11 protein-coding genes and 1 tRNA gene are annotated in these 10,987 nt (G+C 52.1%); 6 read left to right on the plus strand and 6 right to left on the minus strand.

What is annotated here, in order from left to right; translation table 11 throughout:
• Window positions 1-441: HIRAN domain-containing protein (locus tag Q0X57_RS05365; RefSeq protein WP_366775081.1), on the plus strand; the 441-nt coding region annotated here is incomplete at its 5' end.
• 84 nt (window positions 442-525) lie between these two features.
• On the opposite strand, the gene Q0X57_RS05370 is transcribed toward Q0X57_RS05365, so the two are convergent.
• From Q0X57_RS05370 to Q0X57_RS05385, 4 genes are all read right to left on the minus strand, one after another.
• Window positions 526-1,041 carry a hypothetical protein gene (locus tag Q0X57_RS05370; RefSeq protein WP_297728705.1) on the minus strand — a complete coding sequence of 172 codons (516 nt, stop codon included), beginning with the start codon at window positions 1,039-1,041 and terminating at the stop codon, window positions 526-528.
• Window positions 1,028-1,240 carry a hypothetical protein gene (locus tag Q0X57_RS05375; protein ID WP_297728707.1) on the minus strand — a complete coding sequence of 71 codons (213 nt, stop codon included), beginning with the start codon at window positions 1,238-1,240 and terminating at the stop codon, window positions 1,028-1,030. The genes Q0X57_RS05370 and Q0X57_RS05375 overlap by 14 nt, the downstream gene beginning before the upstream one ends.
• Window positions 1,225-1,692, minus strand: a complete 468-nt coding sequence (locus Q0X57_RS05380) for an N-acetylmuramoyl-L-alanine amidase (protein WP_297728709.1) — start codon at window positions 1,690-1,692, stop codon at window positions 1,225-1,227. The genes Q0X57_RS05375 and Q0X57_RS05380 overlap by 16 nt, the downstream gene beginning before the upstream one ends.
• Before the next feature lie 84 nt (window positions 1,693-1,776).
• Window positions 1,777-2,310: an HU family DNA-binding protein gene (locus Q0X57_RS05385; protein ID WP_297728712.1), complete on the minus strand. Its 534-nt coding sequence runs from the start codon at window positions 2,308-2,310 to the stop codon at window positions 1,777-1,779.
• 544 nt (window positions 2,311-2,854) lie between these two features.
• Here Q0X57_RS05385 and Q0X57_RS05390 point away from each other — a divergent pair.
• The 5 genes from Q0X57_RS05390 (at window position 2,855) to crcB (ending at window position 7,875) form a co-directional block, all read left to right on the plus strand.
• Window positions 2,855-2,927: transfer RNA gene (locus tag Q0X57_RS05390), tRNA-Lys, on the plus strand.
• A gap of 576 nt (window positions 2,928-3,503) precedes the next feature.
• Window positions 3,504-4,247, plus strand: coding sequence for a succinate dehydrogenase cytochrome b subunit (locus tag Q0X57_RS05395; protein ID WP_297728714.1), 744 nt, complete (start codon window positions 3,504-3,506; stop codon window positions 4,245-4,247).
• A 29-nt stretch (window positions 4,248-4,276) separates the two neighbouring features.
• A complete protein-coding gene (locus Q0X57_RS05400) occupies window positions 4,277-6,220 on the plus strand; it encodes a fumarate reductase/succinate dehydrogenase flavoprotein subunit (protein WP_297728717.1) in 1,944 nt (647 codons plus the stop codon).
• A 24-nt stretch (window positions 6,221-6,244) separates the two neighbouring features.
• Window positions 6,245-7,000: a succinate dehydrogenase/fumarate reductase iron-sulfur subunit gene (locus Q0X57_RS05405; RefSeq protein WP_007364516.1), complete on the plus strand. Its 756-nt coding sequence runs from the start codon at window positions 6,245-6,247 to the stop codon at window positions 6,998-7,000.
• Window positions 7,001-7,503: 503 nt separating this feature from the next.
• The gene (crcB, locus tag Q0X57_RS05410; protein ID WP_297728720.1) at window positions 7,504-7,875 is read left to right on the plus strand and encodes a fluoride efflux transporter CrcB; all 372 of its coding nucleotides are present in this window, start codon (window positions 7,504-7,506) and stop codon (window positions 7,873-7,875) included.
• A gap of 200 nt (window positions 7,876-8,075) precedes the next feature.
• Here the strand turns inward: crcB and trxA are convergent, their stop codons facing one another.
• Window positions 8,076-8,393, minus strand: coding sequence for a thioredoxin (gene trxA, locus Q0X57_RS05415; protein ID WP_297728723.1), 318 nt, complete (start codon window positions 8,391-8,393; stop codon window positions 8,076-8,078).
• 60 nt (window positions 8,394-8,453) lie between these two features.
• A partial coding sequence (gene dnaE / locus Q0X57_RS05420; RefSeq protein WP_297728726.1) for a DNA polymerase III subunit alpha occupies window positions 8,454-10,987 on the minus strand: 2,534 nt, incomplete at its 5' end.

Genomic DNA, 10,987 nt, shown 5'->3' on the forward strand with positions numbered 1-10,987 from the left:
GGAGATGCAGACGATCATATCGCTAATGGAGGAGTACAAGTCACACGACCTATGAAACATGAGATCATACCAGTCAGCCCAGAGCTACTAGCGCTCATTGGCACAGAGGGGATCAACGCACTAGGACTGCCCAAGCGGGAGATCTTCCTGCTAGACATCGTAGTCGCTGGCACCACCTTCTGCCCTGTAGTACAGGAACTCTACCCGACGCTACTGCCAGACACCGTGCTGCGTATGGTACGTCAGCCACAAAACGAACACGACGAGCACGCCATCGCCATCTACTACGAGGAGCACCGCATAGGCTATGTGCCACAAGAGCTCAACCTAGTCATATCTCGCTTGATGGACGCTGGCAAAGAATTTTACGCTCGGGTCGTCCAGGTGAAAAAGATCAACGAGTGGATACGTATATCGGCTCAGCTCTTTATGATCGAATAGCGAAAGGTCGGGGCGCACGAACGTGTAACCCGCTGGACGCACCCCGACGTGTAACGACTGTAGGGACGCACGATCCCCACGCTCCTACCAGCGCCACCGTCGCATCAAGATCCGCATAAGCGTAGCGACCCCGACCACCAGGAGCAAGCTACCCACGATCCCAACTAATAGCCCAGCAAGCCAATTCGGACGATGCTCTGCCGTCTGTCGTTCCGTCATCTCTTTCTGCTGACGGTTCGCTTGCTGTAGCACTTCCTCCTTTCGAGCCACACTATCTTGTTGCTGGACGACCGTTCGCCTAGCACGTATGTAGCGCACACCTGGCAGTTGCGACCGACTCACAGCCAGTAGCGAGTCTTCAGCCAGAGCCCCTACAGCGAAAGCCCCTCGACTAGGCGAAACGGTGTCTAGGAGGAGTATCTCCCACTCCTCTAGGGTGGTGTCACGGAGATGTTGCTCCGCATGGTTCACCGCCAGCTCGCTACGTTGCTGCGACTGTTGTTGCGATGCCTCGGTAGAGTGCTTTCGCCGAGTGCCACAGCTCAGTAGCATACTGGCGGTGAGGATCAGTGCGCACACGACACTTTTATAGCTCCTCATGATACTTGTACTTATAGTCTAGTCCGAGGAGGGCTCCCACGAAGGTCATCACCTCCCCGTATGCCACCAGCACAGAGCTGTCTATGACCCCTAGTGGAGGTGCTGTAAAGCCCGCAGCTAGGAGACCTATGCCAGAGATGCTCAGGATGAAGGCTAGGCAGAGTTGCTTGCCACCTCGAGGTTTTATCGTTTGTGCCATAGGGATAGATACTCTTTGAATGCGTCAAAACAGGGGCACGCCTTCATCCATTCGTGAGGCTCTATGATGCCGTTGTGGTTTAGGTCGGGGCTCAAGTCTCTATGCCCCACGATGCGTGCCTTAGGGTGGATAGCTACGAGCGTCTGCAGTAGCTTGAGCATAGCAGCTCGCTGCTCAGGCGTACGGGTATCCCACGGAGTACCGTCAGGTTTCAGTCCCCCCTCGTAGCATATGCCGAGACTACAGCGGTTGTATCCGATAGCGTGAGCACCAGGCATGGAGAGAGGTCGCAAAGACTCAATAACGCCTGAGCGTGTGATGTAAAAGTGGTATCCAGCCATGGCAAAGCCTCTGGCACGATGGTCTTGGTCTAGTTGCCATGAGCTGTAAGTCATATTACTACGTGTGGCGCTACAGTGTACTACGATATACTTAATATCTTCAGTCTTCATAATTATAGAGATTAGAGGGTAGAGAGTAGAGGGGGCAGATTACTCCGCCCCCCTCTTTGAAATGCTCCGATTAGTCAACTTTGACTATAAGCCACCGTTGTTCTTTTCTGACTTGGAGGTACCCTCAGTCTCGTTACTTGCAGGAGGAGTCTTAGAGCCTGGCTCTTCGGAGGTGTTATGACCAGGAGTCGTATGAGGCTTCTCTCCTGTTCCTACTGATGAGCTTGAGACATCAGACTTGAGGTAGCTAGCGTTTTTCATCTTGGTGCGAACCTGATGCCCCGGGACAAATATGACCCTATTGCCATAGATCATCTCCCGCTTGAAGCTCTCAGGCTTGTCGCAAGACTTGCTACGCAGAGTCGCTCTAAATCGTCCTAGATCTCCTAGGTCTACTATACGTCCATTAGCAAGCTCTATAGAGAGTAGCATAGAGACCGTATTCAAGACGCTGAGCACGTCACCGACAGATATAGCGGAGATTTGAGAGACCATCTGAGCAATGTCTGCCTGTGAGGTGACACCATCGTACTTAGCTTGTGCGTAGTAATTAGTCGTAGTAGTGCCTAGGGTTAAGCCTTTGCGGTTGATTTGCTGGATAGCATACTTGATTGCCATAGTAATTTGTTTTTTTAGAGTTGATAAATTTAGTTCGTCTTCTATTGAGATGCTGTCATTGCTACCTTGAGGACTCCCTATGTATAATAGGTGTCATAGAGCTTGCCGGCGATTGCTCTCATAGACTGTCTACTGATAGGGGCTGCAGAGCCTAATTTTCTCTACCTGCTAACCCTCTAGAGGTGTGCGTGGCAATATCTCTGAGGAGACGATGCAAAGGTACGACACGAGGATCAGGGCACCTGCTGTCAAGAGTCATCAACAATCATCTTGAGGAACAAAAGGGTTGCACGCTCCTTGTTTGGTATCGGTTCCCACGAAGACTTCTTGTTTTGTATGGGACTAAAGATCCAACAGGTTGGTCCTGAGGATATTTCTGTTGCGCAGGGACTCTCTTGCGTCCAAGCTAAGAAGTGAAGTCTCGTAGGCAGAATTAGCAGATTGCGAAAAAAGTTGCCCAAAGTGCTTGCAGTATTCAGAAAAAGTTGTACCTTTGCATCACAGTTCAGGAAGGAAGCCCCTGTGGCACTCCAGAATGAAGCTTGACTTCGTAGCTCAGTTGGTAGAGCAACTGACTCTTAATCAGTGGGTCGAGGGTTCGAGCCCCTCCGAGGTCACGTTTAATCATAGTTCAGAGATAGAAGCCTCTTGCGTTTAGCAAGGGGCTTCTTTTATGCTATGATGGGTATGTCATACATCTGTGGCGACTGTCGTATTTTCCACTCCAAAATGCAATTTGGAGTGGAGCTCGCCCTGCTCCGGACGCCCCCTCCTCTCCTAGGAGGGCGGGAGGAGCAGGTAGCGAGCTGCCGAGACGAAAAAAGGGACGATGCGCCCACCGTCCCTTTAAGGTTAATGCAGTATATTTGTTGTGGAAACAAAAACTCAGCGATATACACGTGTACCATCTCAGTAACACCTCCCCAACTGTGTACTTTTTTTCAGGAAGAGGACACAGTCTAAAACTCTAATCTCTCTTTTCTGACCTCTAATCTCTTCCCCTCCTGAAATTAAGACGATATTATAGTAGTTAATAGTAGGTATTTTGTATCTTTGTGGAGCAAAGGAGATGTCTCGCATCGCAAAAGGTCGGTAGAGCGCTCTGAGAAGCCCTTCCCCTATACAGCTATTTGCCATGTCTAGACAGACCTACAGTAACTGATAACATCACTCAAGTAATCAAACGAACAAATATGTGGATCTTTAAATCATCAATCGGGAGAAAGTTCATCATGAGTCTCTCAGGACTCTTCTTGATTATCTTCCTATTGCTACATGGCTGTATCAACCTACTAGCCGTCTACGATGCGATCAATGTGAATAGCGAGTTCCCTACGGAGCTGTACAATCAAGCCTGTCACGTCATGGGTACCAACATATTGGTACAGATCATGGTCCCCGTCCTAGCGCTGGGCTTCATCGTACATATCATCTACGCATTATGGCTGACACTGCTCAATCGTAAGGCACGTGGCAATGATCGCTACGCCATCTTCACACGGGCTAAGATAGACTGGGCGAGCAAGAATATGTTTGTCCTGGGTATCATCGTATTGGGGCTACTGGTCTTCCACCTGACACACTTCTGGAGCAAGATGCAACTACAGGAGTGGACGGGAGGTGAGAGTGCCGAGGGCTACCAGCTCGTCGTGCAGACCTTTAGCAATGTATGGGTCTCTATCCTATACCTCGTATGGCTCGTAGCTATTTGGTTTCACCTTACGCACGGATTTTGGAGTGCTCTGCAGACTCTTGGGTGGAACAATAAGAAGTGGTTCAACCGCCTACATGTCATCAGCTACATCGTCGCCACACTACTAGTGCTCATCTTTGCCGTTGTAGTCGTTTACTTTGGCTTCATCTACTCAGGTCCGCAGAGCCTTAATGAGGCTATCCCCTACGCTGAGGCTAATGTAGCTACTCTTCCTATCATCTAAATCTACGAACTACCTTAATCATCAGAGATATGAGCGAAATAAATGCCAAAATCCCAGCTGGTGCTTTAGCTGAGAAGTGGACTAACTATAAGAATCATCAGAAGCTGGTCAACCCCGCCAACAAGCGTCTCCTCGATGTCATCGTTGTCGGTACAGGTCTAGCGGGCGCCTCCGCAGCAGCTTCTCTAGGAGAGCTAGGCTTCAACGTACTAAACTTCTGCATCCAGGACTCTCCTCGACGTGCACACTCTATCGCAGCTCAGGGTGGTATCAACGCGGCAAAGAACTATCAGAACGACGGCGACTCTGTCTACCGTCTCTACTACGACACCATCAAGGGGGGTGACTACCGCGCTCGTGAGGCAAACGTATACCGCCTCGCAGAGGTATCTAACGAAATCATTGACCAGTGTGTCGCTCAGGGCGTCCCCTTCGCACGTGAGTACGGTGGTCTACTAGACAACCGCTCCTTCGGTGGGGCACAGGTCTCCCGTACATTCTACGCTCGTGGTCAGACGGGACAGCAGCTACTCCTCGGTGCTTACTCAGCGCTCAGCCGTCAGGTACACAAGGGTAGCGTCAAGCTCTACACACGCCACGAGATGCTCGACCTAGTCATCATAGACGGTCGTGCGAGAGGTATCATAGCGCGCAACCTAGTCACGGGTGCTATCGAGCGCTTTGCGGCTCATGCCGTAGTGATCGCTACGGGCGGTTACGGCAACGCCTTCTACCTCACGACAAACGCTATCGCCTCCAACGGATCCGCAGCTTGGCAGTGCTACAAGAAGGGCGCTTACTTTGGCAATCCCTGTATGGCACAGATCCACCCGACCTGTATCCCTGAGCATGGAGACTTTCAGTCTAAGCTGACGCTGATGTCGGAGTCTCTCCGTAACGACGGTCGTATTTGGGTGCCCAAGAAGCTGGAGGATGCTAAGGCGCTACAGGCTGGTACCAAGAAGGCAAACGATATCCCTGAGGAGGATCGTGACTTCTACCTCGAGCGTCGCTACCCGGCCTTCGGCAATCTAGTACCTCGTGACGTGGCTAGCCGTGCTGCTAAGGAGCGCTGCGATGCGGGCTTTGGGGTAAACAATACGGGTCTTGCCGTCTTCCTAGACTTTAAGTACGCCATCGAGCGTATGGGACGTGATGTCGTTGCGGACAAGTACGGCAACCTCTTCCAGATGTACGAGCAGATCACTGCCGATAACCCCTACGAGACCCCAATGATGATCTACCCTGCTATCCACTACACGATGGGTGGTCTATGGGTAGACTATGAGCTACAGACTACGATCCCAGGGCTCTTTGCGATCGGTGAGGCAAACTTCTCCGACCACGGTGCTAACCGTCTCGGTGCTTCTGCCCTCATGCAGGGTCTTGCTGATGGTTACTTCATCCTGCCCTACACGATACAGAACTATCTCTCGGATCAGATTCAGGTACCGCACTTTAGCGTCGACCACAAGGAGTTTGACGAGGCTGAGAAGGCGCTCAAGGAGCGCATCCAGCGTATCGCCTCTATGCACGGCAAGCGCTCGGTCGACAGCATCCACAAGGAGCTAGGACATATCATGTGGGAGTATGTCGGCATGGCACGCTCTAAGGAGGGTCTACAGACAGGTATCGAGAAGATCAAGGCGCTACGCAAGGTCTTCTGGAGTGACCTCCACCTACCAGGTAATATTGACGACCTTAACATCGAGCTAGAGAAGGCGCTACGTCTAGCAGACTTCCTAGAGATCGGTGAGCTCATGGCACACGATGCCCTCGACCGTGAGGAGAGCTGTGGTGGACACTTCCGCGTAGAGCATCAGACCGAGGAGGGTGAGGCAAAGCGTGACGATGAGAACTTTGCTTACGTCTCCTGCTGGGAGTATCAAGGCGAGGGTCAAGACCCTGTCATGCACAAGGAGCCACTGGTATACGAATTCACCGAGCGTCTCCAGCGTAACTATAAGAACTAAGCAACCCTGTAGATAATCATAGCAATGGATCACAATATAAATATCAATGTCAAGGTATGGCGTCAGAGAGGTCCCCGCGAGAAGGGACACTTTGAGACCTATGCACTCAAGGATGTGCCTCAGAGCGCTTCTTTTCTTGAGATGATCGACATACTCAACGAGCAGCTCATCGCCGAGGACAAGGAGCCCGTTATCTACGACCACGACTGTCGTGAGGGTATCTGCGGTATGTGCTCTATGTATGTCAATGGACACCCACATGGTCCTATCAGTGCTATCACCACTTGTCAGCTGCATATGCGCACCTTCAAGGATGGTGACACGATCACTGTCGAGCCTTGGAGATCTGCGGGCTTCCCGATCATTCGTGACCTGATGGTGGATCGCTCGGCCTATGACAAGATCATACAGGCTGGTGGCTATGTCTCGGTCAATACAGGAGGCGTACCCGATGCTAACTCGATCCCCATCCCTAAGCACAAGGCTGACGAAGCAATGGACGCAGCCTCTTGCATCGGCTGTGGCGCTTGCGCTGCTGCCTGCAAGAACGGATCTGCTATGCTCTTCGTCTCGGCTAAGGTGAGCCAGCTAGCGCTGCTACCACAGGGTCGTGCTGAGGCACACAAGCGTGCTAAGGCAATGATTGCTAAGATGGACGAGCTAGGCTTCGGCAACTGTACGAACACACGTGCCTGCGAGATGGAGTGCCCCAAGAGCGTCTCCATTAGCCACATCGCACGCCTCAACCGTCAGTTCCTCGCTGCCAAGCTGAGCGACTAGCCCGATCGGATGTCTCATCCATAGATCAATTAGGTAGTACTCTCCCATCTAGAGAGGGTACTACCTTTTTTAGTAGCTCTCCTCTAGACTTAGAGGACAAAGCAGGGCTGACGCATTATGGCTTGGTACTCCACGAACTACGCTTGACAACAACTCAGGGATATATGGATTGAGCTTGGCTTCATAGTGCTATCGATATTCATACATCTTCGCTAAGTCCGCAATATCTCCCGAGAAATTTTCTAATAGCTCACGAGACAATGAATATTTTCCACGGAGGGGCGAAATGAAACTTCGGAAGAATGAAATGAAACTTCGGAAGAATGAAATGAAAGTTCCGAAGGATTTTCCGTTTCCTCGCTGGATAATCCAGAATATCTACGGATGAATTTCCCGATTCCCTCCACTTACCGATTTCTGTCATAGAGAGGTAGATGCATTCGTCCGCTATAACACGTCCGCTCTGGAGGACAAAGCAACTGGATCAACTTAGATAAGGAACTATGCTAAGACAATTTCTTCTCGTAGCGCTCGGCGGTGCCCTCGGGAGTGCCCTGCGCTACCTTACGGCTCTCCTACTAGCACGTCACTATACGGGCTCTATACCGCTAGCGACACTCGTGGTCAACCTCGTGGGGTGCTTCCTCATCGGGCTACTCATCGGCTTGTGTAGCGACATGGCACATCTGCGACTGCTCTTTATCACAGGCTTCTGTGGCGGGTTCACCACCTTCTCGACCTTTACGGCAGAGAGCTACTCCATGTTTCGCGAGGGTGCTTACGGATTAGCTCTCCTCTACATCGCTGGTAGCGTGCTGATCGGTCTGCTAGCTCTTTGGTTAGGTCTATCTCTGTCACGTCTCGTAGCTTCCTAAGCGTTTGTCTCAAGGCTTATTGAGGGGCTCGCTCCGCTTCACATAGCAGTCTCTATAGATCTCCTACTCATCTCACTATAGAATGACAGACGTACAGACGTGCTCCCAGCATAGGGGCGACACGTCTGTACGTCTTAAAACGGGTTCTCTTGCTTATTTGTCGCTACTCGCTTGCTACGGATGCGACTGTCTAGAGGGTACTAGTCAAGGAGCTTCTGAGCCTCCTCCTGTAGCTTAGCCTTGCTCTGAGCTCCGACGAGCTTGCTCACCAGCTCACCTCCCTTGAAGAAGAGGATCGTCGGGATATTGCGTATGCCGTACTGGCTAGGTAGGTCGCTGTTTTCGTCTACGTTGACCTTGCCGATGATGATCTTGCCGTTGAACTCCTCAGCAAGCTCATCAATCATCGGACCAACCATCTGACAGGGACCACACCAGGTAGCCCAAAAGTCTAGAATCATCGGCTTGCCCTCAGCCATGAGGCCAGCTATATTAGCATCTGTTATTTCCATTGCCATAGTTCTTGTGTATTTTAGAGTTAGTATGAAATGTCGTCTATATATAATAGGTGTGGGCTATCACTTAGTCGCTTGTACGGCACACTGGATCTGGTACTTCTTGACGATCTCTAGGAGCCACTTGCCCGGCTCTATGCTAGGCGCATACATCGTCGTCGTATAGGGGACCATGGAGGAGCAGAAAGTAATCTCCAGCTCCGTCTTACCAGGGTGATCCTTGATAGCGTTGCCCAGCTCGATGGCACCCTCGAGGGTGTTGGGGCGATCCAGTATCTCCTCCTCACCGTCGGCACCCTCCTCGTAGGAGCCACTCGGCGTGGCGTCCTCGCCTTGACTCAGGTCAATCGTCAGCTGAATGACTCTGAAAGCATCCTCTGTGATGTCCGAGAGTAGCTGCATGCTCTGCACCGTGCGGTAGAGACGATTGGGATCGAATCGGCTCGGCGTGACGCTCATCTTCACTAAGATGGCTAGCCCTTCTTGCGCAAAGTTACCGAAATTCACGTAATCCTTGCCAAAGAGCGGTATCTCGCCAGTCCCGGAAGTGTCTTCAAGCTGGATAATAGCGTAAGGTTCGTTCTTCTTACTAATGCCTTGACGCACCTTCGTGACCAAACCAGCGCAGGTCAGCTGCGTGAGCCCTAGCTCCGCATATTGAGCTAGATCGGAGGTGGGACAGTTGCAGAGGTACTCAATGACGAAGGCGTAGGGGTCTAGCGGATGGGCGCTCAGATACATCCCTATATATGTCTGCTCCTTGGTCAGGCGCTCCAAATTGCTCCACGGCTCCACATCTTTGGGGGGTAGGGGCTTAGGGAGCTTGACACTCGGGTCGCTATCGCCAAAGAGCGAAGCCTGCACCTGCGTACGTTCCCCCTCGAGGATTTTGCCATACTGCATAAGTGAAGTAAGGAAAGTCTCGTCCTTGCCATAGGAGAGGCTACTCACGCCACTCTTGGCTATAGGAGTGAAGTAAACCTCCCGCTCAATGCCAAAGCTGTCGAAAGCTCCCGACAAGATGAGCGCCTCAAGGGCTCGCCGTGAGCAGTTGGTCAGGTCGGTGCGCTGGAAGAAGTCGTACACATCTTTATAGGCTCCATGCTCCTTGCGCTCCTCGATGATAGCCTCAGCGACCGATAGCCCCACATGCGAGATACCGCCGAGGCCAAAGCGTATGACTCCCTCCTTATTGGCCGAGAAGGCGGTAAAGCTCTCATTGATGTCAGGTCCCTTGACCTCAAGCCCCATATGCTGTACCTCCTCAAGGTACTTCGCTAGCTTGTCAGACTTGTTTTGGTTACAGGTTAGTAGCGCTGCCATAAACTGTGCGGGGTAGTGCGCCTTCAGATAAGCAGTCTGGTAGGCGACCCAGGCGTAGCAGACGGAGTGACTCTTGTTGAAGGCGTAGCTGGCAAACTTCTGCCACCCGTCATAGATACGCTCGAGCGTCTCACGTGGATGCCCCTTGGCGACACCGTTCTCTACAAACTTGATGCGGTACTTCGCCATCTCTTTTTCTTTCTTCTTACCCATCGCCTTACGCAGGCTATCGCTGTCGCCTCGTGTGAAGTCGCCTAGCACACGAGAGAGGATCATCACCTGCTCCTGATAGACGGTGATGCCGTAAGTGTCCTTGAGGTAAGGCTCCATCTCGGGCAGGTCGTAGGTAATCTCCTGACGGCCATGCTTGCGCTCGATAAAGGTCGGGATATTGTCCATAGGGCCAGGACGGTAGAGCGCATTCATCGCCACTAAGTCCTTGAACTCGGTCGGCTCAAGCTGCTGTAGGTACTTACGCATACCAGGACTCTCAAACTGGAAGGTGCCGACCGTATCGCCCCGTGAGTATAGCTCGAAGGTCTTGGGATCGTCAACGGGGATCATGTCAATGTCTAGGTCGATACCGTAACTCTCCTTGATGTTTCCCAGTGCATCGTTGATGATGCTGAGTGTCTGCAGACCGAGGAAGTCCATCTTGATCAGTCCCGTCGGCTCGATCACCTTGCCTTCATACTGCGCCACGAGCTTGCGCTCGTTGGTATCTGGATCAATGGCGGTCGAGAGTGGCACCACATCGCTGACGGGCGGGCCACTGATGATGACGCCACAGGCATGCACACCCGTAGTACTGGCGGTACCCTCCAGTTGGCGGGCATAGCGGATCGTATTGGCAAGCTGTTCGTTCTGACTGACAGACGCTTCGCGAAACTCTTGATTGTTCTGCACCATCCACTCAAGGTTTAGGTGCTTAACCCCTTCGGGCGGTCTGTCGGGTATGAGCTTGCAGAGCTTGTTCGCTTGGTCTAGCGGTAGCTCCTCTACACGGGCCACCCCTTTGATCGCACCCTTGGTCGCCATCGTCGTGAGCGTGATGATGTTGGAGACGTGATCACGACCATACTTATTGGTTACCCAATCGAGGACACGCCAGCGGTTCTTATCATCAAAGTCAATGTCAATATCCGGCATCGATATACGGTCAGGATTGAGGAAGCGCTCGAAGAGCAAACCGTACTTGATTGGCTCGATCTGCGTAATGGATAGGCAGTAAGCGACTGCCGAGCCCGCTGCCGAGCCACGTCCAGGGCCTACAC

Origin of the sequence: uncultured Porphyromonas sp. (assembly GCF_947254915.1) — a bacterium.
Lineage (GTDB): Bacteria > Bacteroidota > Bacteroidia > Bacteroidales > Porphyromonadaceae > Porphyromonas.